The sequence below is a fragment of the Microbulbifer aggregans genome, assembly GCF_020524005.1.
Taxonomy (GTDB): Bacteria; Pseudomonadota; Gammaproteobacteria; order Pseudomonadales; family Cellvibrionaceae; genus Microbulbifer; species Microbulbifer aggregans_A.
In genome coordinates, this window is sequence record NZ_JAIVKK010000003.1 from 272463 (window position 1) to 299079 (window position 26617).

At 51.8% G+C, this 26617-nt stretch carries 11 protein-coding genes and 1 pseudogene; 2 read left to right on the forward strand and 10 right to left on the reverse strand.

The genetic code is table 11. The annotated features are described in order from the left end of the window. The first annotated feature begins 235 nt into the window (after positions 1 to 235). On the forward strand, positions 236 to 442 hold the full coding sequence (locus LC093_RS20525) for a helix-turn-helix domain-containing protein (protein WP_226663240.1): 207 nt from the start codon (positions 236 to 238) through the stop codon (positions 440 to 442). Positions 443 to 569: 127 nt separating this feature from the next. Further along, positions 570 to 1174: pseudogene (locus tag LC093_RS06110) on the forward strand (IS3 family transposase); the annotation flags it as partial. Positions 1175 to 1262: 88 nt separating this feature from the next. Here the strand turns inward: LC093_RS06110 and LC093_RS06115 are convergent. The 10 genes from LC093_RS06115 to LC093_RS06160 form a co-directional block, all read right to left on the reverse strand. After that, positions 1263 to 1691 (reverse strand): hypothetical protein, encoded by a 429-nt coding sequence (locus LC093_RS06115; protein WP_226663243.1) that lies wholly within the window; start codon positions 1689 to 1691, stop codon positions 1263 to 1265. A 406-nt stretch (positions 1692 to 2097) separates the two neighbouring features. Then, the gene (locus LC093_RS06120; protein ID WP_226663245.1) at positions 2098 to 4347 is read right to left on the reverse strand and encodes a UvrD-helicase domain-containing protein; all 2250 of its coding nucleotides are present in this window, start codon (positions 4345 to 4347) and stop codon (positions 2098 to 2100) included. Next, positions 4344 to 10721 carry a DEAD/DEAH box helicase gene (locus tag LC093_RS06125; protein WP_226663247.1) on the reverse strand — a complete coding sequence of 2126 codons (6378 nt, stop codon included), beginning with the start codon at positions 10719 to 10721 and terminating at the stop codon, positions 4344 to 4346. Before LC093_RS06125 ends, LC093_RS06120 begins: the two co-directional genes overlap by 4 nt. A 10-nt stretch (positions 10722 to 10731) precedes the next feature. Next, the gene (locus LC093_RS06130) at positions 10732 to 12957 is read right to left on the reverse strand and encodes a DUF262 domain-containing protein (protein WP_226663250.1); all 2226 of its coding nucleotides are present in this window, start codon (positions 12955 to 12957) and stop codon (positions 10732 to 10734) included. A gap of 26 nt (positions 12958 to 12983) precedes the next feature. Next, positions 12984 to 17870 carry a hypothetical protein gene (locus tag LC093_RS06135; protein WP_226663252.1) on the reverse strand — a complete coding sequence of 1629 codons (4887 nt, stop codon included), beginning with the start codon at positions 17868 to 17870 and terminating at the stop codon, positions 12984 to 12986. 2 nt (positions 17871 to 17872) lie between these two features. Beyond that, complete coding sequence (locus tag LC093_RS06140; protein ID WP_226663255.1) at positions 17873 to 20797, reverse strand: DEAD/DEAH box helicase; 2925 nt, start codon at positions 20795 to 20797, stop codon at positions 17873 to 17875. A 60-nt stretch (positions 20798 to 20857) separates the two neighbouring features. After that, the gene (locus tag LC093_RS06145; protein WP_226663256.1) at positions 20858 to 21964 is read right to left on the reverse strand and encodes an HNH endonuclease; all 1107 of its coding nucleotides are present in this window, start codon (positions 21962 to 21964) and stop codon (positions 20858 to 20860) included. Further along, a complete protein-coding gene (locus LC093_RS06150; RefSeq protein ID WP_226663258.1) occupies positions 21964 to 22668 on the reverse strand; it encodes a flagellar motor protein MotB in 705 nt (234 codons plus the stop codon). The genes LC093_RS06145 and LC093_RS06150 overlap by 1 nt, the downstream gene beginning before the upstream one ends. Beyond that, complete coding sequence (locus tag LC093_RS06155) at positions 22668 to 24356, reverse strand: MotA/TolQ/ExbB proton channel family protein (protein ID WP_226663260.1); 1689 nt, start codon at positions 24354 to 24356, stop codon at positions 22668 to 22670. The genes LC093_RS06150 and LC093_RS06155 overlap by 1 nt, the downstream gene beginning before the upstream one ends. Before the next feature lie 1015 nt (positions 24357 to 25371). Further along, complete coding sequence (locus LC093_RS06160; RefSeq protein ID WP_226663262.1) at positions 25372 to 26466, reverse strand: AAA family ATPase; 1095 nt, start codon at positions 26464 to 26466, stop codon at positions 25372 to 25374. Positions 26467 to 26617: the final 151 nt, after the last annotated feature.

Here is a 26617-nt window from a genome sequence, read left to right on the forward strand (position 1 = left end):
CAGGCGGACAAGGACGACCGGTAATCAGAGTCGCTCATGTAAATCTCAATAAATTGACGGGTAGCCTCCTGTCATCGAGAGGTGGATTGAGGAAACTGCCCGACGTTTAACTGGTCCGGATGTTCTCTTGAGCCCCAAATAAAGTGGTGCAGTTACTTAGTAACCCTCCTTTCCACACCACTTCAGTTATTCTGATAATTACCTCGATTTACATTCCAAAATAGAGAGGTACAAATTGGAACACTATAATCTAACTATCGAATCAGTATTTAACGAGCTCAGCATTAGGTGCCAGCATGTTTGGAACCTGATTCGCCATGGGAAGCTTAAAGTATTTAAAGTGGGACGTCGTATGAGGATTAGTCGAGGGGAAATTAACCATTTCATAGCGAAAAATGTGATTGTTCCTAAAAAGCGCTCATCTAATTCTAGTTCTTCATAATCTGTAAAAACTGTCGTGGTCTACTAATCCCGAACACCAATTTAGGTGGTAAAGTTACCGCCTGAGACAGAGGTGCTCAATGAGTAGACAACGTCGATCCTTCTCCCCCGAGTTCAAGTTGGATACTGCCGGCCTGATCTTTAAGCAACCTAGCCCTCACAAATACAAGAGCGCAACGGTTGAGCGGCCAGATATACCGATTGAACTGGATCGCCAGTTCGATGTGGAAAAACCAGACTAAGTGTGGTGTGGCGATATCACTTATATCTGGTCCGGCTCGCGCTGGTGCTACCTTGCAACGGTCCTAGACTTGTATGCCCGACGGATCGTCGGGTGGGCAATCTCAGAGCAGCCTGACGCCTCACTTACGGCTAAGGCACTGGAAATGGCCTGGGAGCAGCGAGGCAAGCCGATTTGTGTCATGTTCCACTCGGATCAAGGCAGCCAATATGGGAACCACTTATTTCGGCAGCGACTGTGGCGCTACCGAGTGACTCAGAGTATGAGTCGCCGGGAAACTGCTGGGACAACGCCCCGATGGAAAAGCTGTTCCGCAGCCTGAAAAGCGAGTGGATGCAGCCTATCGGTTACAACTCTATTGCTGAGGCAAGTCGAGACATCAGCAATTACCTGATGACTTACTACAACTGGTAGCGTCCCCATCAACACAACGATGGCATACCACCTGCAAAGGCAGAAGAAAGACTTAACTTACTGTCCGGAAACAGTTGACCACTACATGGCTCCAAACACAAGGCTACGACTCAGAGTCCCAGGATTGGGAGGGCACCTACCCCTCCCCTCTCGGACTTTAAAATATCTACCAGCTATGGGGACCATGATGATTATGGTGGTGAAACGTCTGATCCGTACCGTAAGGGTTCCCTGCTACATCAATACCGCCGATACCGCCCTGCATAGGTAGACCAGTTGCGGGATTAATTTGCGGTGTAGCACTCGACTGTGTCGCCTTATACATTCTTCTTCGGCGCTGCGCAGGCTGCCGATATTGAACAGTCGTAGGTTTTTTACCTACAAGGAGTCCCACGACATCAAGGAGGACAACTCCAAACATCAAGGCAGCAAGCGGAGGAAGAAATGTACTCAAACCAGACAGTACCAGCACAATCCCCGCGACACCGCACAATATTGAGAACCAACGAGCTCGGCGAGACTCATTTTTATTGAGCGCGTAGAAACTAAAACAAAGTGACAGGTGAAAACCCAGCAGTAATAAAATGACGTCCATTTCTTCATTCCTCCATTCTGACAATCTGCCCTAAAGACAAACATAACCGAGGGAATCGTACTCGCACAACTGACACCTAGGTAATGGAGATTAATATAACTGCTTAAAGTCCCGCAGACGCAGATTTACCTGCCAGCATTCCTCACTAAATATGCTAAGCCAAAGTGTCAGCGAGGCTTACTAGAGTCGGAAATCCTTTTCACTTTTCTGTCTTCGATATCCTGCAGTAGCTCCTGATACTCTACCTCTAGCCTTTTAGATTCACTTTTACGAAACTCTCTCGCATCGCTCTCCACCTTGGTCAGCACCTTTTCTAACTCAGACATTCCACGCGTCAAAGCGACTAGAAGTGCGTTTAATAGGCGGAAGAATCCACGAATCGCAGCCCATACATTTCTGAAGAAACTCACGCCTCAACCTCACTATCAGCTTTATCCAGGTTCAAGTATGGGCTTGGTTTACCATGTGCTGAAATGTAGAGTTTCTTAATCGCTCGGGTAGCCGCCACGTGAAGCAGCGCCCGCTCGTTAAGGTCGAGCTGTCGCATTTCGACAGGATCATCAGATGAGCTGGTGGCGTATTTGAGCGGTATAACTCCGTCGTTTGCCCCCAGGATAAACACGTAGCGGAACTCCAATCCTTTTACGCGGTGCATCGTAGCTGCCCGTACACCCTCTACATTGCGATTGTCATTCTGCTGCTTCAGTACCAGCGAAGTAATGCCTTCTCGTTTAAGCGCCTCTACAAACTGGTCGCGAATACGTACAGTGCGCGCGGTTATACAGATATCCTGAGAAGCAACCCCTGATTCCGTCAATGCTTTTATCTTCTCGACTAGAGCCGCACTTTCAGAGGAAAAATCCTTATACCCCTGAACATCAGGAACTGCCCCCTGTATCAGAGAGCGGTAATCATTGGAGGTATCATCGTTACCGTCCAGATCGTCTACTGGTATGTTTTCCAATACAGAGGTCGCGAAACGGCGGGTTTGCTCGGTTGTGCGGTAGTTGATTCGCAGCTTACGGCTCCTTCCTACAATACGGATTCCGCATTTTCCCATTACCGCTTTTCTGCGATAGATGCGCTGGTGACCATCCCCTACGACGAAGATGTCGTCCTCCTGCTCTGGCACCAATTGCCTTATAAGAGTCAGGGCTTCGGGGCCCATATCCTGAGCCTCGTCCACGACGACAGAACGGTAAGGAAGATAGACATCAGATGAGGTCAGAATTTCTGCAGCATCCAGCGTTGCATCTTCGAAGGTGCGCAGCCCCTGGCGTTGCAGTCTTGCACGCACTTCCTCAAACACACCCCAAATATCGGCCCGTTGCTTTCTACTTAGTGCTACACCACGGCCAGTGCGACTCGCCTTGAAGTATTCCATCTTGGTGGATACTCGCTGAGGAAGGATGACACGCTCCCACTCCTCTCGGTAGAAGGATTCAGGCAAACCCAGGCTCGCCTCAGAGAGCTGCAGTGCTTCCTTCCAAATCTTCTTATATTCGCTGTCTCGACTTCCATAGCGATTGGAATCCATGTACACGATGTCTGATGGGTATTTCTGCTTCTTTAAGAACTCATTTACCCAGCGGTCTATGTGTTTGACTTCGATCCGCTGCATTTCCTCTGCAGAGCAGATCTTCTTCAGGTTCGCCTCGATATCCGTTGCCAAATTGGCAGTGAATGTTGTGAATAGGATCTTCTCATCTTTGCTCTGAAGTACATTCTTGACGAGCCATTTAGCACGGTGCATCGCCACTACAGTTTTACCGGTACCTGCCCCTCCCAAGACGCGGACGGGCCCATTCCAATTGCGATTGACTAGCCGGGATTGAGATGGATGCAAGAACACACGCCAGCGCTCCAGAGGAGCCTCTAGCATTTCGATGAGCTCCAGTTCATCTTCGACAACATGGAAGCTGCGCTGGCTTTCGGGGCGATCGAGGGCCGCGGCGATATCGTTCGTGTCGATGGCATCGCTACTCTGCCGAATATATTCACGCTCGATTTCCTGCCAAGGGGTTCCAGCCGCTAACAAATAGAGCGCTTCGAAGGCCTCAACCGGCAAGCGATCCTCAATTTGTTCCAACTCTTCTTCAGATCGAACAACCTGTACCAAAGGCAGTAGCTCTGTGGGCACCCCCACCTTGAGACGCTGCTCATCAGAGAGTGCCATCAGATACTGATTTTGCACCGGTTTTGTCACTTCCGGCTGAACTTCCAGCGCAGGTTCTGGTACCGAAGGCTGTTGAGCTTCGACTGTACTCTCGTAGGCAGCTACGGGTTCTGGCTCAGCCGGTTCAGAGATAACCTCGGTACTCGTGGCAAAGATCTGCAGTGACCCCGTATTGGGGTTAATTTCGCACTTATGCCGGCGCGCCCAATCATAGGCGTCGTCGTGTTTATCCACCCATAACAACAGGAACACATTCCCTGTATCAGGTTTCAGGATGATACCGCGGTAGTTCTTGTCGATTCTTACGGACCGGTAGTTGCCATCTTTCGCATCGTTGATGGTCTCGTAGTTGATCCCCGGAGACTGAGGGTCCTGACGGAATTTGGTCACAAATTCCATGACTTTCTTTTGAGCATTCTTTGGAACTTTGCTGAATGCCAGCATGAAGTCCTGAGAAATCGCTACTTTCACCTTACTCATTCTAAATCCCCCACAGGCTCACTTTTCAACCACCTTGTGAGCTTCTCTAAATCTGATTTATCCAAAGTCGTAATTAGTCGCCAGCCGTTTTCAGCAAGCATGGAAGCAAAGTTTTCGTCATCATCAACAAACGCGATTTTTGCGTCCTGCCATGCCCATTCGATCTGCCCAAGCACTTCACCTTCGGCATTTTTCCAGTCAATCCCCGCTTCGGGAGCGCTGATACTTTGAATTGCCAGTGCTTTTGCTTCATCTGGATAGATTGTTAGCTCCAGTACTTCATTCCAGCTTTCGTCGTAACCCGGTTCCGGCTCAGGCTTTTCTTTTGCTCTGCGCCGCTGCAGCAGCTCATCCTGAACCGCGGTAGACCCACTGGATTCAGCCATAAAACAAAAGTCGCGCAGATGCTGAAATAGGTTGGTCGCTGCCCAATACTGTCTCCAGCTCGCTTCGAACTCCTCACCTGTACGTTCCCGGTCATTTATGGATAAGAAGAACGCTGCACTTTTTACCAACTCATCGAACTTTCCTCGCAAAACATAGATGGGAAGGCTGGAAACCAAGCTATTCATTGACACTCTTGCAGGCTTACCCACCCCCAGGGCCGTTTCACCCTCAATGTGCAGGTGAAACCAGGTTGGTGGTACACCGGGCTCTACTTCGCTTTGCAACGCTTGCCGCTGACCGGCGTCTTGGACTGTTGCAAGGTTTAAGGTGCAGAATTGCCGCGACAACGCCATCCAGCGATAGCGCTCTGCGGTATCTCCATAGGCCGCCAGGTAATCGAGAAGCCAGGAAAAGGGACCTTTCTGCAGTTCACCATTCATTCTGAGAAAAGCTGGCTTATCCAGCCTCTCAGCCAATTGATCGAACATGGTCGCAGCCTGGGTATGCCCAGGCTGCAGCAACCAATCAACACAAGAGGTATCCGCCGGTTGCCCCGCCGCAGGGAGGTCTTTCCAGTTAAGGCTCCAAACTACAAAATTGCCGGACCGGATTACCGCCAGACGCTTCTCGCTGTCATCTGCGCACTTGTCGCGGTGGTAAAGGAAACCGTCCAGGTATACCGCAATTGGCTTGATACCAGGGCGGTCTCGTTGTGGCCAGAATACAAAGTCGGGGCGAGTATTGATTGCCACCCCGCTCTCTACACCTAGATTGACCTGAGGCTCAATCTGCCAGGTCATCACATCATCATCGTGCTCGACGGATAGGTTCCAACCGGGCTTACCGTTCACGCGGGTAATCGAAAGGGATGTGCCCGGTCGGGCGGTACCCAACACCTCAATAAAGCGCTTCTCCAGCTCGCTTTCGATCAGCGCATTGAGGTCTACATTATCCAGTCCCTCTACTTCCTTCAGCTTATCAGCGCTTTCTAAAATCCTTTGCAGTAGTTCTTTGGCGGAATCCCGAGAAATGGACTCCAGATTGCGGCTCTCTCGGTACGCATACAGGCAGCGGTAACAGCCATCCTTCTCTGGATCATCATTACAACCGCAACGAACCAGCGTGTCATAGCTGAGCTGTAGCATCTGCAACAAGTTTCCGGGTTCACGCAACAGCTCCTTCAGATATCCGGTACCACCAGGCACTCTGTCCAGAATTACCAGGTAGTGCTTACGCTGACCACTACCACCCATATCCGGTAGAGGCTCTGAATAAGTGGTTATCTGAAGATGACTGACGTCACCCTGGAAAAACTTCTGTAGACCCAGGTGTAGCGCGGCTACCAGGCTTTGCAGGCGCACATCCGAAGACACCACTTCTGCCAGTGGCAGCAGTAACCGCACTGCCTCAGACTCCAGCTCCCGGTATAAGTAAAGCGCACTGTGGAAATCGCTCTCTTTCTCTTCAGCGCCAGGCTTGCTCAAAGGACAGTTAAAGGCGTGGTGCTGCTTCGGGTTTCGGCGCCACTTTTTAACTTTGCCGCAGTGCTTACACAACTTGAATCCTGGGCGCCTGGCAACCTTGCCGGCTACTTCAATCTCCTGACCGTCATCCCCCAGCTTGCCGAAATTCACTTCGCGGAAGGTTGCGCGGCTCAGGAACTCAAAGCCGAAAGGCAAGGTTTCATCATCGATTCGATAGGCTCTTCGAGTGGCAGATGATGGAATATCCACCAGAAGCTGACGGTTAAAAAATACCGGTTCTCGCTGCTCGGAGTCGTCTCCGATTCGACTCTCGCGGTCATTGGCATTTGCGTATACCTGACGCAGCTTGAGCAAAGTCTGCTTCTGGCTCACGTCTCGCCAGTAATCACTGCCACAACGGGGGCATGCGCTGTATTTGTCACCGGCAGCCAGGTTTTCCGCATAGTGACACTGATTACACAGACGCCAGTTTTCTGCTGTAGATACCGCCAAATCGACCTGATCTACCTGAACTTGCCGCTGGAAGCCATAGAAGCGACTCTCAGGTGCAAGCTCACTGAGTGCGGCCTGCGCCGGTCGGGTCAACTCAAAGGTAAATTTTTCGTACGGCTTGCGATCATCGTCATCCTTCTCTTTCTTCTGGGTTTTGCGGAAGATCACAGAGGTGAGCGCAACCCCTTCTTCTGGGAAGGCATAATTCGGTAGCAACCCCTCATCGGTAAAGAAGTTCAGGGTCTGCTTTTGATTGATGGAATAGATCAAGCGGATCAAGGCGCCCCGCTCCTGCTCCATGGTCTCGATTTCTTCCTCGGTCGCCTCATCCTTAGGCTTTTGCCGCAGTTTATCCAGTTGCCGCTTAAGCTCTTTCTGCTGATCTTTCAGGCTTTTGCGCTGATTCATCATGTCAAACAGGCGGTTCAGCAGGCGGTGATTGATATCCGCCTCGCCATCAGCACCAAAGATGAACTTCTTGAGATGCTCCTCTCCATCCTGCTCGAAGCCACCAAATAGTGCTTTGAACTTCTGTAACAGTTCTCCGCGGTTACTCTCGATATAGTGAATCAGGTTATACGGGAAACCCGTTTTAATATCGGTTTCCAGGTTATCCAGAATCGTCTTGAGGTTGCCGGGAATTGCACTGGCATCTATACCCGTTTGCACCCAGTGGTCAAAACAGAACGCAATCAGCTGTCGCTCCATTACCGCCATGGCAGCGAGAAATATCCCTGGGGGTTGCACATCACCCGCCATCATCTCCAGCGGGTCAGCATAGAAGTACAGGTCGTGAGCCTGGCCGTTGGCTACCGCGACGTTTATGGCATTGCCGTCCGTTCGCCCGGCTCGACCGATGCGCTGCAAGTAGTTCGCCTGTGCCGGAGGTACGCTGCAAAGGAGCACACTGGAGAGGTCACCGATATCAATCCCCATCTCCATGGTCGGAGTAGCCGAAAGTAGATTGATATCCCAACGGTCTTTACCGTCCTTGAAAGACTGCTCGATATTGTGGCGAATATCAGAATCCAGCAGGCCGGTATGTTCAGAGGTTACCAGGCGCAATGGTGGCTTTTGAAGTTTGCTGCTATGTGCGCAAAGCTCCATGGCTCCATATTCGCCACTGCACGTTGGCCGCTGACAGGCTACCCCCTGCCACGCATTCCCCTGAGCGGCAGGTACTTGCACCCGATGTCGGCACTTATTACAGCTGAGCTCCGCAAGCTGGGTAACGCAGGCCCATCGATCTGGAAGTAACGACCACACCTGCTCGCCGCGAACTTCATCTTCCTTCAATAACTGTTCGCCAGTTAACGCTTTGAGCACAATTTGATACGCCTGTCGCATTGACGCAGCGGCAAATTCGCGGCCATCTTTCGCAAGGGACTTAAGAAACCAGTGCTCGTACCAGGTGGCATTCTTTTTACCCAGCACAAACTCGAAGTTTTTAGACTGGCGTTCCATGGTGAGGAATGCGGGCGGCGGAGAAGTCTTACCGTATGCCGGCATGTAGCGATAGCGGTTTATCAGGTACTCGTCTCCATTTGCATGGAGATAGCCTTCTAGTACCTGGTGGAAGAATGCTCCTTTGACACGTAAACGCCAAAGCAGACCAAGAATAAACTGCTGAACCTCATCTTCAGTGAGCCCCTGCAATTCCGCAATTTCTTCGGGTAACCGGAGGCTCGCCTCAGCTACCGCGGCAGTAACTGCGCTCATATTGGGCGCCACAGTAGCGTGGCCGGAACGCTCCAAAGTTCTACCGATACGGCTCCCCAGACCAAACTCCCGCAGCACCTCCCAATTCATGCGGCGCTCGACCCATTGATCCGGCAGGTCACTATCTTTTGGTAACCGGCCCTCGGTGCGAAGCTCTTCCCAGTCCTGTAACCATTCCAGGTTAGGGGCCAGGAAAGTCGCGCAGAAGCCAGCATCGCCCAACTGCTCGCGCCAATAGGGCCCCAGCTGCTGTGCCATCTGCGCCAACGGCATATTGTTGAACCGCTGTTGCAACGCCTGCAGCATGCCCTGGCGCATTACCTGGCGCCAGGTGCGGGCGCCAAAGAAGCCCGCGCGGTGAGCGGCGTCCTGTACGGAATCCGAAAAGGCAATCAGCTTGTGGTCATCGTTGTACACACTGCCAAAGAGCTTGCCAATCAGCACACTACTAAGACTGGCAGCGCGGGAACCAACGATAGACAGCCCCGAACTAGCGCCACAACTTGGGCAGCTGTTGTCGAATACGGTACGGGTTTCTTTATTTCGCTCGATTTGCTTGGTCATTTCCGGAATGACCACCCGCACAAATGCGGTACCGGCGCATTCCGGGCAATCCGCCTTATCTTCGGTTACCAGGTGGCCGCAGCTGCTACATAGATTGCGGACCAACTGCTTTTCAGGCTTGTCTTCTGCACTTAACGGCACCAGCACGCAAGTATCCGGTGAACCACCAAAGAATGCGTTATAGATTTTAGGCAGTTCGGCATTCACGCTGGGCTCATTGGGCGCCCTTACCGATACCCACGCCGTGGCGTAACACTCGCGACAATGCACAGCGGGTAAATGCAGAGGTTCTTTTGCATTCGGCAAATCATCAAAGAACTGGAACTTTGGCTCCGCATCCAGGCTAGCGACCAGGCGACGCAGCTCTTTCAGCCACAACTGATAGCGCACCTGTAAAAATGGACCGGTGCCGATATTTTCTGGCTGTGGCGCGTCGGGTGCACGCCAACTGCGGGCGGTGGAGATCAACGCGCACAGGCTATCCAATAGAGCGCGCGCGCCCTCCTCCGTGGTTCGGAAGCTGGCCGCCCAGTTTGCGATTACCGTACGGGTATCGGTTACGGCACGGCAATCTTTCAGCAGCGAGTGAAAGACATTGTGGGATTTGAGCAATTCACCCAACTGGACCTGGGCGCGAGCCCGTTGCTCTTGGTTGCGGCTTGCCAGCCCGGCGGGGGGCGCAGAGAACCAGAGCTGCGCGTGAGCGCTGATAAAGTCATCCACCGAGCTGTAATTGTCGGCGGACATATTCAGAACGGTATCCGCGTCCGGCCGCATCACTTCGGTAGCTTTGTCGGGCAGGAATTCCTCTGCGGCCAAGCGGTCTTCAAGAATCACCGCCTGATCATCCAGCTCGGAGGCAAATACCTTATCGGCGTATTCCACCAAGCGACCGATAGAGTCTTTACTACCGATCGTGGCAGAAGTACCCACACAGGCCATTTCCGGACCTACATCCAACCGGTGACGTAATCGGCGAATCAGGCAGGCGAGGTCAGTCCCCTGGGCACCGTCAAAGGTGTGCAGCTCATCCACCACCAGATAGCGCAAGGCACCGGGAGTGTTGTAACGCCATAGCGGCTGGTCCTTGGGGCGGATCAGCAGGTAGTCGAGCATCTTGTAGTTGGTGAGCAGGATATCCGGCGGCTCTGCACGCAGTGTATCTTTGCAGCGGATGACGTTTTCCGGTCCCATCTCGTCTTCTGGGGAGTCATCATTATCACCGACAAACAGTCCCACACGGACCTTTGCCTTTAATTCCGCGCGATTATGGATCTCTTTGGCAAAGCGCTTGGCCTGGTCGGTGGCCAGGGCATTCATGGGGTAGACGATGATTGTTTTGATACCCGGTGCGCTCGCCTGCGCGCAGTGGTCCAACACCGGCAGCATAAAACACTCGGTTTTACCGGAGCCGGTACCGGTAGCCACGATGGTGGACTGGGGCGAATCGCCGCACAAACGGCGGAAGGCCAGCAACTGGTGCTGGTAAGGGGAAAAGCCGGGGTTAATTTTTACAAAGGGTAATGGCTCATCCGGCCCTGCAGTACGGAATGGCAGCCCCAGGCTTAAGTAAGGCCCCTTGAAAATAGACTCCGGCTCGTCCAACAGATCGTCCATGGCACAACGGCCATTCTCCCGCAGGAAACCAGGGGTTGTGGACGGAAAAGTGGTACGCAAAAACTGGCGCACCGACTGCGCCAGCTCCCCTGCAACCAATGATGGCAGCACGACAGACTCCTTACCGCTGTGCGGACAATGGTGCTAGCAACAATTCCGGAGATTCAGAAACCTCGGCTTGCGTGAACATCAGCCAACCATCTGGCAGATCCTCGGTGTCCGATGAGGCACCTCTGGCAGTCCACACCCCCACTTTCTGCTTTGGCCACGCCAGCTCAAATTCACCAACGACTTCACTATCGGGGTTAACCAGCTCATAACCGCACTCAGGGGCAGGCACCCCCATATCCACCAAACGATGGACGACGGGCAGGATGTTCCGATCTACTAGCGACGCCCAATCGGGTAAACCATAGAGGTGATCACCCAGTACGTTTTGTGCCACGTGGCACTTTAAGCGCTCGATATTATCGAATACACGGAAACCCGCACCGGAAGCAGCTTTGACCACCGCGGTCGGCTCATCCAGTAGAAGTGCAACTGGTTCAGACAGACCCGTCTGGAATCCTTCCGGCCAGGCAAGATCCAAAATGGAAAGGATTTCACCGGTCTCGGTATCTACCAGCTCGTATTCCAGCTCTCCCATCGGCAACTTGCTGTCTTCAAGCCAACTGCGTAGCTCGTCCAGCAGTTGCTGTTCATCTGCGCTTTCAATGCCACCCGGTACGGACGCGGACTGGGCTGATGTAACACTCGCTGTGGTTCCATTGTCTAACGTGTAAAGGCTGTCGAAAAATGCATTGGCGGCATCGGCCAAAAGCTCACGGCGCTTCTCCAGGAACTGTGGATAGTTCTCCACCTTCCACAGCTCACGATCCATTGGGATCCACTGGCTTGCCAACGCACCGGGGGCACGTTTCTCAATTTCCTCGAAGTAGATTTCCGGTGCGCTATCACTGATCTTAATGTTGGTATTTTTAGTAAGGAAACAGAAGTTGGCGACCGAATTGATTTCGGTTTTATCGAAACCGTGCTTCCTCAGCAGAGCGCGGGGGAAGATATGGTGTACTTCCAGAGAACTGCTCTGCCCCAGCAGTCCCTTCTTCAAAGGAATATTGAGCCCCCAGTCCAAAGCCTCACCAACCCGGGTCAGCAAATAGAGCATGGCGTAGAAACGGTTACCTTTACTCCAACCGGTAAAATGCTCTGCTTGGATACGCAGGCCACCGCGCCAAAGCTGTAGTTCATGGATCAGCCCATCCAATCCTTTCTTTGGGTTGGCCAGAATATCTAGGTCTCGCTTCATAATAGATTCGGTAGACCCAGAGTAGCGGCCCCACAGGGCACATTGCACAAACCAGTAGAGCAGCTTGTTGAGCTCCTCCTGGTTGGGCACAGCGCCACCTTGCTCTGTCACAAAGCGGGCCAGCACCGGGAAGCTGTAGTGACCAAACAAAACCCGTTTGTGGTCCAGCCCCAGGCGACCACCAATAACATTCAATAGATAGTCTACCGCCCGGATACTCTGCTTCAGGCTCTCCAGGAACTTCTCGCCGGTAATGCCATCCAGCTCGCTAAAGCGGGAATCACCAGTGGCGATGGCGTTGATATTGCGCAGTAGCCAGTCCAGCTTGAAATCAAAACCCTGTTGCTGCCAGGTATCCAGCGCGGTACGCATTTTGGCGCGGGCTTCCGGCTCCTCGGAGCAGATCTTGGCCAGTGCCAGGTCGCCTTTGGAGAGCTTGGTACCGCCGCTGTTGACCTTGTTGAAGATATCCACCACCACATCGATGGTCTTGTCTTTACCTGTAACTTCCTCGACGTGAACCTCAATATCGCGAATGCCCTGCAACTGGTTGAGGCGTGCAATATAGTCTCCAAGTTTGGCCGCCAGGGTTGGCTCCGCAGAGATCTTGTTGATAAACGGCCCCATATCCCCTTGCAGCAACTCGGTCACGCTAACCCACAGCGGGTTGCCTTTCATTTTGGTAGGCATATAGAAAGACAGCTCTTCGGACTCCATATTGAAATACAGGCCAGTAAAGGACTTGGCATCGCCATCGAAGAACTGTGGTGCCTTACCTCGAATCAATCCGTAGAGGGAGGTCATACGCTGCTGACCGTCCAACAGTAACTTAACCACGCCTGCCGCCAAGCTGTGGTCGCCACGGTGGGTGGCCGTATTGGATTCCGTTGCCCATACCAGCAGGCTGCCCACCGGGTAGCGGTGGTAAAGGGACCATACCAGGCCCCGCACCTGATCGCGGTTCCATACATAGCCGCGCTGGAATTCCGGAAGCGCCATATGGCCGCTGTCGATATGGTCAAGAATTGTGGAAATCTTCATGAGGATTCCTTGTTATATTTTTTAGTTCACTGCTGCTGACGGGCCTCGAAGGCGCGCCAGGCGATTTCGTAGTCTTTTTCCCGATCCGGCTTGATAAACGGTGCCACATATTCGATGGATCGGCGCTGGGGACCACCGGGCAGGGTGTCGTCCATAAAGGTCTTGATCACCTTACTGCCGGCAGGAAGAGCCTTGATATCCTCCCAGCCGAGGGCGATGCCCTCCTTCTTCTCGCCATCAATTAATTTCAAGCAGTAGGAAATACCTGCTCTCAACTCTGCGTTTTGGGGTCTCGAAGGTAATCCGACCCCGACCAATCCCGCATTTCCTGTGAAAACTATACGACCGTTTTGGTCATACCAAGTATTCGATTCGTACTTCTGCAACTGCTGGAACTGTGATCTGTAGATAGAAAGCAATTCGTTCAGATCCATACCCAGCTGCAGAGCCACGAGCACATCGATTTCGACTAGAGCCATCCTACGAGCGTAGTCATCTCTCAAAATGGACTCCAGGCTCCAGCGCCCTCCCATCAGTTCTGCAAAATGGCAATCCCAAAGATTTGCATAATCTCTTGAGATACACACTAGTTTTAACGCCCTTCGAATTATCTCCAAAGAAATACCTGAAGACGAATCAAAAATCGGCATCTGCAACTGAAGTTCCTGACGAAAATTTGCTTTACCAGTTGTTTTCACCCAGAAATCGAAGGGTAAAGAAAAAGCACAACCAGAGAAAAGCACTAGATTAACTGCATCTTTAAAAACCAATGAAGTACACCCATCAATATGAGCAATTTCTCGCGGAGCGATTGTTGAAATTAGAGTTCTGTCTCCACCTTGAGAAAGCATCTTCCGAACGATAAAACGATAATAATCCGTTACTCGCCCGCCATCACTCTCTTCACCAATCCGCCAAGGTACTTTCGGAACTCGTGACATGTACTCATCATACGAGCATGCAGGTACATAGTTAGTACGAGGAAGATAATCATCCGGGAGATCAAGCAAATCTAGTGGAGTGTAATGACTATTATGCGTACATATGGCCTTTGGGGTTTTAAAGAATAGAGTCCCCACAAAAAAGTGAGGTCCAGAAATAACCCACTCTCTAAGACTTTTGGGAAAGCACGTTTCTCGCCTTATGGTCCCATCTTTTTGCTGATTCGTTTCATGCCACATCTCCAGCGGATAAAACTGCCCTTTTAGATCTCCCAGTCTCCTAGGCTGATCAGAAAACCTCTTTAAAACATTGATTAATTGCTGCTCCCGAACACTGGGCAACCGAGCCTCAAGACTGTCAGTTCCAGGCTCATCATATAGCTCAGCGAACAAACTCAACTCATCATCGCCGACAACTACAATCCTACTTGCTCCACCCTTACCAGAGCTTAAATTACTACTAACAGCCCGGGGAGCGGTCTCCCCTCCCAGGTTCTCACCAACACCTGAGACCATGTGATAATCAAACTCACTCTCCTCCCTCCCGGAGTAAGCCAGATCAATTTCCTTAGGGTGTTTAAGATAATCGATCATTTCAAACTTTGGACTTGCAACAACCCCACCGAAAATAGAGCAATGAAAATCCGTTTTATTATTTCCTTGGATATTAAAAAGAGACATAGCTCTAAAATAGGTGAAATTTTTTCTCAGCCTTCTGAAACATGCTCTTCGTAATGCCGCGCCTTTCGGATCATTAAAAACTCCAGACTCATAGAGAAAGGCGGTCACAGATTTTTCATTCCCATTAAACCAAGCTCTCGGGAGAAAGCACTTATGAAGGGTAGCTTGGACACCTCTTAACTCCGGAAAATTCATCATTGAATTCAGGAAATTCTGAGTCCCTTCATTCTGCTGATACTCTTCCACCCACGCTTGCTCTACGTTGGGCACTCGCGAAAAAAGCTCATCTCGTAGAGTATTAAGCCTAGAAGCAGAAAAATTCCGTAATGCGAAAAGTGGCTGGTGATCACCAAGAACCCCACCTTCTTTCCACTCTACTTTTAGCCAGGGTGGGTTTCCCAGCATTAAATCAAACCCACCCGAATCAGAAAAAACATCGGCAAAAACCAGTTCCCAGTGAAAGAAACGCTGAGTTCGAGCGATTCCATCAGCCAACCTAAGCCGCGGAAAGTGTTCAAAAAGCACCTTGAGATTGACCACACCAAACTTATCTACAAACGATTTACCCTCTTCCACTGGCGTAGTCTGTGAAAATAGGTCCTGCACCTCTCCGGCCGGGCCAGCAGTGAAGGTATCTCCAAGCAGCAGGTTTTCTAGGTCAAATAGCCATTCATCACGACTAGGTAGTAGGTGTGCCTGATCAATAGGCCAGAACCAAAGCGCACACCAGTAGTCCATGGCAAGCTTTAGACGGCGAAATGCACTGGCGTTCTGCAGCTTTTCACTCAACAACTCGCCAGAAAGAGCCTCGTCTTTGAAGTTGATACTGGTACGCTGACCGCTGTGCTCAAAGCCGTAGATCTGGTAAGGGTCGGTTGTCTTTTCCCGGAGCTTTTTCAATGATTCGGTGTGTTCGTTCCACAGCTCATCAATCTTTTCACTGAGACGCTGCATACGCTGGATATCGTCTGTAGCAAAAGCCTTGGCAAATGCCTTGCGCCAGTCATTGATCACCTTAATATCCGCCTTGTAGCGGGCCTTGACGACCTTTTCGGTATAATTGGCCATCCCGCTATCCGGCAGTAGGAAATGCCAGATCTGCTGCTCGCCGCGGGCCTCACCCAATGGCACCCGCTTGGGAGCAGTTTTCAGCCAGCTAGCGCCATCACTCGGTTTCAGCATGAGACTGCTTACCGGAAATACCTCACGGCGGGCACCAATTAGCGAGTTACCGCAATTAAGCTGCAAGCCCAGCCAAGGAATAAAGCGATCGGCGGAGAGCGCATTCAGCCAAAGAGAGACTTCCGCAAGTTCCACCGCTATGGGATTCAAATCCACGCCGAACACATTGTTATCGGCAAGGAACATTTTGACTTTCTGCTTTTCCTGCAAGTAACGGCTCTGGGGAATGCGCTCGTTGCGCGCGCTTTGGGCGAGCTCCAGGTATTTGTCTGCCAATTGGTCGATAGCTTCGTTCAAGAAGGCCGCGCTGCCCATGGCGGGCTCGCAGACACGCAGTTCCAGAATACGCTTTGCGCGGGCGTCGTCATCGCGCAGCGGATCCAACTGCTCCTTGAACAGTTCCTTGAGGGCGTACTTCACCAGTGACTGGGTAAGCACCTCGGGTGTGTAGTAACTAGCGGATTTCTCCCGGTCGCGCCCGGCCAATCGGTAGATAAAGGTTCCCTTTCGGTGTACCCGCAGCTCCTTTTGGCCTTGAGCGTTGGTGTCGTAGACCTTTTCGCCATCGTTGTACTGCTCCAGATCCTGCGCATTGACGAAGTAACCGGTATCCAGCTCGTCCGGGGTTTCGCCGGCCTTTTTCACCTCGTAAAGATCTTCGGTAGCGAAGAACCCCCGGTAGCTGAGCAAAGCCTCGTACACCGCGCCCAGCTGGTTAATTCCAAGCTGAGCATAACTGATACGCCCTCGACGTTTGCGGCCCTTGCCCGGGCGGGACAGGGACATAAGTTTGATGACCCGCTGCAGCAGGTGGTTGGGAAAGACTACTTTGTTCAGCAGGCGGGTACGCTCGGGATCGAACAGGTGGCTCTGCAGCGCATAGAGGCTGAAGCCATCTGCTGTAGTCGCCAACAGATCGTCATGGGTATCGGGCTGGTAACCCTTCTGAATCAACCTGAAAAGGGTTTGCAGTGAGTCATTGAAGTAACGGCCGTTCTGCTCCCGCTCGGAGGTCAGCGGCACCATCTCCAACTCACGCAGAGATTCCAGGCTGTAGCCGGAAAGGTATACGGGGTTATCCACAGGGGCATACCCCAACTCCGGGCGCGCCTCGATATAGAACAGGAACAGCAGCCGGTACATATAGCGCAGGCATTCCACGGAGAGCTGATCCGGATCCAGGGCAGATTTACCGGTGTAGCCGATTTCTCTGCGCTGGATCAGCTGCCTGGCTGCCTCGTTACCCAGCAGCTCGATGGATTCGCGCAGGGCGTACTTGAGGTCTTCGGAGACACCGTAGGCGTGTTTGTGCGCATTTTCGTCCAAGGTATCCAGCAAACACTGACCCTGCTCACCCAACAAACTTTCGCGATGGAGAAGGACACTAACGGCTTTGAGTGTTTCTATTTCCCGACGAGTAAACAGTTCCAGCCAATCAAAGCGCAGCAGACGGCCCTGGGCAAACTTGGTACGGTCCAACAGCAGCCACTGGCGTCCGGAAACCAGAATCACCCAGCGCGGCGGGCGTGCTTGGGAAAAAACACTGCCGGCGAGCAAGTGCTGCCAATCTTGCTTTTTCATGGCCTTGGGCAGGGGAGCGGCGTTGAGGCTTTCCAGCTGTTTGGGGTGTACCTCTTCGCTCAGCGGGTCGTCATCGGTGGCGCCGGTGGGTAGTGCTTCCAGTACCCATAGCAGGGGAGCAGCTTGGCCGTCGGTGACCTGAGCCAACAGCGGGACTTCGATATCATCGTCGACGGAATATCGCTGTGGCTTTTGCTCCCAGCCGAATACGGCCAGCAGTTCAGCGGTCCAGCGGCGCTGCAGACGCAGGCGCTCTTCGGGCGTTTTTTCCTGCTCAGCCTCTTTGAAGAACTGCAGCGCATCGCGGCTTAACGTACGCAACTGGTTGTAGGGGGCTCTTGTGCCGGAGGCTTCTAAAGACTGAACGTCCTCGTGTTCAGGCTCGCCTTCCTCAGCCTTACCCGCAGCTGCACTGTCTTCCCGCTCTTTCCAGGCGGTAATTCGCTCCTGGATATCTTTACTAAAGATCTCGCTCAGGTAGTGCTCGGAGTAGAATTCGTTCTCGTTGTTGATTCCGAACCAGGCCATCGTTAAACCTCCCCTTCTTCGACTGCTACGGCTTCATCACCGGTGAGTACGGCGATGACCTGGATGTAGGGCTCTTCTTCCGTGTGACGGGTTTCCGTCAGCCACTGCTGGTACTCCTCAAAAACCCGATCGATGTGTTGCATGCGGTCACGCTTGCGATGCTCACGGATTGCGTCCGGCTGCTGGCCGCCCAGATCCAGCTCCAGCTGGTCCAAGTGCTTGTTGCGCAGGTCATCCAGCTTTTGCAGGTGCCCCCTCAGCTCTTCGTTCTTTTCTGCCTGTACTTCTGTGCGCAGCGTTTTTAGCTGGCCGGTTACATGGGCAATTACCTGGGGCAGCAGCTTCTGCAGCGCTTTGGTATCCCCTTTTACGGCGCGGTTGGGTATGCGCTTACCGGTGAGATCGAACTCCCGCAGGATATCGATCAGCGGCGTCGCCATGGTGACTTTCCCACCCTGTACTAGTACCGCCTCGCTGGATTGGATCAGGGCCTGGCCGCGCTTGTTGGGGAAGCCGCCATGCACGATAAACCAGTGATCCCCAGCCGGTAGCTGGTTAGGTAGGCGGATTACCGGTGCAGTGTGGCGACCGAAGAAATCCTGGGCACGGGTCATCAGCCATTCCATTACCGGGTGTTGGCCCCACAGGTACTGCAGGTTGCTGAACAGCGCATCGTCCAGATCACGCGCGGAGCGGATCATTTCCTGTACTTGATCTCGGTCGTCGGTGAGGAAGAAGCGATCGTCTTCTGGGCGCACTTCTCTAGGCAAGTATTTGAGGCGCTGGCGCAGATCGGAAGGCGCGGTGAAGTCGATTTGCCGGCGGGTGTCGTCGACGTTGTATTGCAGCTGATCGTTGCCCTCGCGGATACAGCGCAACGCGGCCTTGGCGAATTCAAAATCCTTTTCAAACAGGGTGATGCTATCGCCCTTGGAGGCCTCCAGGTCGGCATGACTGGTGACGTTTTCGCTACTGGTGAAGGCTGAGAGTGTGGATTCGGCCGATTCGGTGATATCGGCACCCCCATCGCTGAACAAGCCGGCGAAGATATCACTAATGTCGTCGCTATCCTGGGTATCGTGGGCAGCCTCTACCGCCTCGCCGATTTTGGCTTCTTCCTCGTCAGCACTGAAGGCACCCATAAATTCGGAGGGGTCGCCAATATTGCGTCCGGCCTGGGCATCCTTCTCGGTCAGCACCTCGTAGATTCGCTGGTCGCCCTGTACCTCGGGTTGATCGCTCAGGGTCATCAGGTAGCGGATCTGTGGCGTTTTGGTTTGCCCGTAGCGGTCGATACGACCATTGCGCTGCTGGAACACCATCAATGACCAGGGGATATCGAAATGAATCATCCGGTGGCTGAGGTGATGCAGGTTGATACCTTCGGAAGCCACATCGGAGCAAAGCAGCAGTCGCACGGGGGCGGTGCGATTGTTGAAGTCCTCGACCTTTTTGGCCAAGTCTTTGTCCTGCATGGTGCCCTTGAGCACTTCTATCTGGTTTTTCTTGAGCTTCAGGTCTTTACCCAGATGATGCGCGAGGAAATCCAGGGTTTGCAGGCTCTCGGTGAAGATCACCAGGCGATCATCGGCATTTTTGGGGTTCCAGCCCAGCGATTCATCACCTTCCGGCGCGAGCATACGTAGCAACAACTGGTATTTGGAGAACGCCTGGGGCTTTACCGCACGCAGAGCAGTCTCGATGCCCTCTAGAGAACTGATGTCTTCTTCAATACCGTCCTGATCGCGCTTTTTCTCAAGCTTCTTCAGACGCTGCTCGACGGTAGAGAGGCAGGCAGCAGGGCTGGAAAACAGGGCCTTCATCAGTGTGGTGCGGAATAGTTGTGCACCAGACTTGCCACGCCCATCGAGAGAATTGAATTTGGCATCCTTCAACTCCGAGAACACCGCTTCTTCCGCGACAGAGGCCGTCACCTTGACCGTATCAATATTGCGCTCGGGAAAGTGGGTGCTGAGTTGTGAGGCCACATCCTTTTTGAACCGACGTACGACCAGGCCTTTATCGCGGAAGTCTTCGTGGGCGTAGTCTTTCGGGTTCGCAATCGCCGTCGGGTCTAGCATGTTCACCAGGCTGGCGAAACTCTCTGCCTTTCCGTCGTGGGGCGTGGCCGACAGCATGATCAGAGTATCGGAACGGGTAGAGAGCAGTTCTGCCAGTTTGTGCCGCTGAGAGTTGGTGGAACGACGGGCGACGTTGTGGGCTTCATCGATGATGATGATGTCCCAGTAAGCTTGCTCAAGGTGGTGGCGATACTCCAGGGTGTGCTTGAGCGTATCGATGGAGATGATGGTGCGATCGTAGTAATGGAACGGGTTGTGGTTGGTGGGGATATCGTTGCGTACCCGCTGCAGGCCCACGGAGTCCAGCCGTACCAAAGGGATTGTGAAGCGCTGCCAGAACTCTCGTTGGAACTGGCTCAGCATGGACTTCACCGCCAATACCAAGATGCGCTTGCCGCGGCCGCGACGGATCAATTCTGACACCAGAATACCGGCTTCCAGTGTTTTACCCAGGCCCACAGCGTCAGAGATCATGATGCGCTGACGGGGCTGGCGCAGGGCCTGCAAGGTGGGGTCCAACTGGAATGGCAGCAAGTCCATAGCAGCTTTATGGCCGATATGAACCTTGTTGTCCGCTGGTGGCGTCTGGCGCAGTGCGGTATCAATAAACAGCTGGCCGGCGAGATAGCCATCGGACGTGTCATCCACCAGCTCGGTATGGGCCGGGTCTAAAATTCGCGCATTCTGTTCGATTTTGCTCAGAAACTGTGCTGATCTACCGCGAACCAGCTCCGACTGCCCGATACAGGTCAGGAGGTAACCACCATCACTAGCCCTGTCTACCCGCTGAATCCGCCACTCTGCATCGCGAATTTCAACACGCATGCCCGGGATAAACTGTTGCACCACTTCACATCCTTATTCTCGGAGACTGTTTGAACCGGAAATACTAGGTTCTATTGCATGTTACTGGAAGCTCTTCATGGCTTGGCCGAGGCTATATAAGTGCCACCCCATTGATCTTGCGTTTTGGGCAGCTTCTGCGTCGATAAAAATGCCTTTCTTCTCCTCCGGCCATGCGATCTCCAGCTCTGCGATTACCGCCCCTTGGGAATTGGTCACTTCATAACCGATCTCGGGAACGGTTCTGTTTCCGCGCTGACAGTATTTGAGCAGGCCGTGCACGGCCGTATCTGCAAGGGCGAATGCTTCATCCCAATTGCCAACATGATCTAGTCCCTGATTACGACGGAACTGTTTGATAATCTGAATATCGCTGTATTTAACGTGCATGTGTTCATGATTAGGCTCCTTCTTGTGGCAGTCGGCACACACCACTTTGAGATTCTCAGGGCGATTATCTCGCTTGTTGCCATTATTGTGATGAACATGTACTAGTGACTTGTGATCTGACAAGTCCACACGGCATTCTGTACAGGTGTAATTCGCAGCAGTGCGCTGCCGATCAGACACCACCTTCCAATCATCAGAATAGCCTCCCCCTTGAAGATACTTATTGTGCTTCGGGAGGTGAGAAAACAGTGAGCTATAGGTAGAGAAAAACTCTTCGATACTAAAGTTATTGAAAATACTCCGGTCTCTTGCAGTCGAGAACCCTTTGTAATTCAGTAACTTCAAGCAGTTTTGGCAAACCTTTAGTTCCGACTCTGATTCGACAGATCTACCGGTTGCTCTATCCGTGCCATAGATATCGAATACACCGGATAAATTGTTCGTTACTTTATACCGCTCGAAGCGCTTCCGAGCCTTCATATCATTCAGTGTTGAACAGTCGGCGACATGGAAGCGACTACCGTTTTTGGGGTCTGCTAGTGTTTTCGCGATATCCCATTGGTCAGGGATGTAGAGCAGGACTTGGCGCCCCTGAACGGAAAGCAGACCATTATCGGTATCCAGCTCTTCTAAGCTGATTTCCTTACCTCGCTCCAGCTCAAAATCAAGGTCAAAGTTAGCGTGTGCCATGACCTCGATATCAAACTCAGGTGTAAAATCACCCATCTTTTCGGCTGCTGCTCTCAGAGCAAACAGAACTCCATCCACATCCAGTTTCATTAGTCTGCCGCCAAAATACGCTGGAACTGGATATCCGCATTGGTGATCACACGGAAGCTTACCCGCCTGGAATGCTCTCGATCCTCGTGGCCGGATTCATCATAAATGGCTTTTGAGGAAGAAAGCCCCACCGCGGCAAAGCTGGAATTAATCCACGGTCTGTATTGCTCTACCGCGGGGATATCGTATATGTATTGAAGTACAGCTCTGGTCCGGCCTTGCGACAGCTCCATATTGTTGAAATAAGCATGTTTGGCGGAAGTATTCCGGTTCCAAACGCTGCTCGTGTGACCTTCGATACGTACCTCGCCGACTGACGCTTTATAGGGCGCTAGTACCGCCATATACCTGGGGAAAAAATCATCCAGGATAAGTTTGTACTGTCCATTCAGGTCTGAACGGCCAGTTTCAAATAGAACATCAGGAGATTTAAATGTGAAGGTGAGGGTTTCCTGGTCGATTTCTGCATCCCAGCGTTTGAGATCTTCTTCAAACTCAGTCATTAGGGAGTCAAATATCGCGACCTGATTTTCCTGGTATGCAACGGCAATCTCTTTGATCTTGTCGCGCTCTTTCAGGGCCTCGATCATCAAGGCAATGGCGATCAGCAGGAACACCATCATTAGACCAGCCATCAGGTCGGATACTGAGAGCCAGTGGCTCTCTTCGACCTCATGATCTGACTGGGATACCATGAGTGTCATCAGGCAACTCCCTGTCCGCGCTTAACGACATCGTTCATAGCAATAACCAGACGCTGGTAGTCATCGGTAAACTTGCCACTGATGGTGGTGAGTGACTGCCCCATATGCTGCATTACACGTTGCAGCTCTTGTGACATAGCGTCGTCCAGCAGCTTGATCTGCTTCTGCACGGATTCACCCGTTTGAGATAGTGCATCTTCGGCGGTGGTGCGGAGGCCGTTCATGGTCGATTGGGTGTGGCGAGTTTGCTCATTTGCCAGATCTTCCAGGCTCTTCGCAAGATCGCCCTGCATGCTTTCTAAGCCACTGACAAAGTTGCGACGTACATCCGTGAGTTGGGCAACCAGCTCTTTACCGAGGTTCTCAATCTCACCGGTGGCAGACTTACTCTTCTCACCAACTTCTTGAACCATGTTGCGCATTTCGTTGTTGATATCCGAAATTGCATCCTGAAACTGAACTTTGATTTGTTCGGTTGAATTTGAAACTGCCTGAGAGGACTCAGTCAATGCTGCATTTGTCTGAGAAACGCGGTTATCAAATTCTTCAGCGGAAGACACAATCACGTTCTTCACTTTATCGACACCTTCCTGCATCCCCGAAGCTAGGCGCTCATTAATGGCTTTCGCACCCTCAATGGTCTCGTCAATTTGCTTGCGAATTTCGGGCACAGATTCAACTGCGCGATCACGAATATCCTTGAATGCCTCCAGGTGACGATCAAGCTCGGAAATCTGGTGCTGATTCACCTCCATTACGGAGTGGAGCTCTCCCATTACCTTTGGAATGACCTGCGACTCAGCGCTAATGGAGGCAACGCTAACCTCGGTCTGAGTAATCGCTGTAACACCCTGCTCGTACTGAGCAATCATCTGCTCCAGCTGCACCTGATATTGCTGCTGCCATACCACCAGCTTCTCCACCGACGCATTCAACTGCTTGAAGTTCTCGCCAAACTGTTCAGTGAGGTTATTGTTGAAGTCGCTGATCACTTCCTTCAGGGCATTGATAACCTGCTCAGTAGCAGACTTCGACATCATGTCCGCAAATTCCTGTAGCTTTATCCACAGAGTGTTTCCGAAATGATCAAAATTCACTCGCTGGGCATCCACACTTTCCTTAATCGCCACGAGAGCTTCGGAGCTTTTATCTTGAGAGCTTTGGAGTAATTTGGCACGGTCAGAGGACTCCGACCGCATCAGGCGCAGCTGCCCCATAAGACTGGATTCGTCGCTGTCTGAAATCGCTCCATTGAGTTTGTTGATAGCGTCAACTTGAGCCATCAGAGCCGCGTACATGTCCTTGGAGTCCACTTCTTCTTTACCAGCAACGAGCTGACGTTTAGAGAAGACACCAAATGCTACTAGTGATTTGAACAACAGAGATAGGAAGACCCCTAGAATACTAGTAATAAACGCTGTTTTAAGACCACCGAGCAGCAGGGTAATACTCGCTTGAATGTTTTCGTGATCGAAATTTAGCAGCCCTGATACGATCCCGGTAAACGTACCTAGAATCCCGATAGACGTCAGCAGTGTTGGCACATAGTTCGTGAAGCCCGCTTGCTTGTCTTTTACCTTTAAAAATATGGCTGCAAAGAAAATACCCAGCAGGGTGATAATAAATACGTTTGTAATCGTCGCTGCGGGCAGCTGCTGAAGAGCAGACTCAATGACAGAGGCAAGCATAAAATCACTACCGGTTTGTATATTATTAATGTACGAGTTTTAAGAACCGCAAGCAGAACCGTTTGGTTCTGCTTGATTCAATATCAGTGCAGCCGAATGGTCCCTTTTCCATAAACAGGGGGGCGGCTCCAGAGGTGCGGACAAGCAAATCAGCACTAACCCAGCATGAGAGGCCATATTCTGGCGGCCCTTGATACTCACAGAAGGCCAATGGTCATAATTGGACGACCGCACACCAAAAGAGTGATATTAATCACAAAACTGGCACTTTTCTATACCTGGAGCGCTAGTACCAGTCATATGGAATACGGATTTGATAGGCAGCCTTGAGGATTGAGAGGGCCCACAGGGGGAGTAATCTGATCTCAGCTCTTAACGAAAAAATCGGTCAACTTATGATCAACTTTGGGACTTATTGCTGACTGAGAAGGGATTTCCGCACGCTATCCCCTAAGGGGCGGAATCCGGAGCGGAAGCTGCCATTACTAGGAGATCTATTGGGACCGAGCAGTATGCACTTCCACATCTTCAATGGGCTCTACAGATCTGCAAGCCAGGCACTCACCGGCAACAGAGTTTTCCGCTCCGCATTTCCCCCCTTAGGGGAAACGTGCGGAATGGAAGAATCCGGCTAAAAATCAACCATTAGTTTTCCTGGCAAAGGGGGCAGGCCTGAGAAGTAGCCTTGAAGCCTGTGGGCGGATTGCAGTAGAGAGGAGACTGGTGCCCCCTGACCAGCACTTGGTCAAGTGGCAGGTTAATTTATGAACATACCTAGCGGGCTATCGTGATCCCAAAAGGATTTCCGCACCCTCTCCCCTTAGGGGAGGAGCGCGGAACGGAAACTTCTAATACGAGTGACGATATCAAAATCCTGTGAATGAGCCCGCCGGTTATCCCCTGATTTAATAGCGCCAGCGGGTTTTCAAATCCAGGATTCAGCTGCAATGGAGATTTCCGCTCCGCATTTCCCCCCTTACGGGAAACGTGCGGAGCGGAAGGATTCGGCCACAAATCAGCCATCCTTTTCGATTACCCTGGTCGATAACTTGCCCTCAATTTCTTCAAGTACCCCCTTAGCGACGCATTGCTTAATCCAAACGCTAAAGCCTTTATCGACTTTTGCTGGAAGCTTCTCCCTTACTAGCTCCCTAATACTGGATTTATCGGTTGGTCGTCCAGCTTCCTCATTCGCCCTCACGCTAAAGTAGACAGCGGAGGCATACTTCCCTAGCCCTGCTACTGTCTGGTCCTGTGTAGCGACGCTATCAATTCCTACATCAGAACAAACTAGGGTTTCCACGATGTCGCCATCTGAATCAGTAAACAGCTCCGCTGAGGACAACTCGAAACTCTGAGGCGGGGGTTCCTTTTCGTCTTTAGATTTGGTACCCGTAAGCAGCAATACCGGCGTATCACTACTCTCCCGTTCAACCCGAAACTCTGAATCAGCTGCAGCCCCTAAAACGCTGGATCCTCGTGCTCGATTTTTATCTTTTCGGCCGGAGTGATGAATCAACAATACTGTGGCCTGTGTTTCAGACCGGATTCGATCACACGCTGTCACAAACTGGTTCATATCCTGAGAGCTATTCTCATCCCCACCAAAACACCTCGCTAATGTATCAATAACGACTAAGCCAAACTTTTGTTTATAGTCACTCGAAATACCCTTGATTCTATGGATCAACTCACCAACCATCGCGGAATCAGCAAACGGAACTGCATAATCTAATCGGTAGAGCTCTTTGATGTGTCGCCCATCGTTATATCGGTCGGCCAACGCTTTGATCCTTCGAGGGATTCCGACTCCTCCCTCACCCGCAATGTATAAAACTGGTGCCTGGTTCACTCGGTGACGATTCCATTCCCGACCAAGTGCGATATGAACTGCCCAACACAAAGCCAAAAAGCTTTTATATGACGCCTCCGCTCCGTAAATCACACATAGGCTGTTAGCCTGAATGTAGTTTTTAATTAGATAGCTAAATTGGTCATCGAACCCATCGAATGAGTTCTTAAATGTGAGATTGTTTCGAAAATCTTCTTCACAATACACCTCATCGTTCTCTGAATAATAAGAAGTACTTTTTCGCACGGAAGCAGCCATATGCCGACCTCAAAATAATGAAAACACTTGAGGGTCACTCGACCCCATGAATACTCTTGGGAAAATTATTTGCATCCCGCGAGATTTCATAAGTATTCCTCTATTTGGGTACTTGTTTCTACGGCCCCCCTATACCAAAAAGTTATCGGGA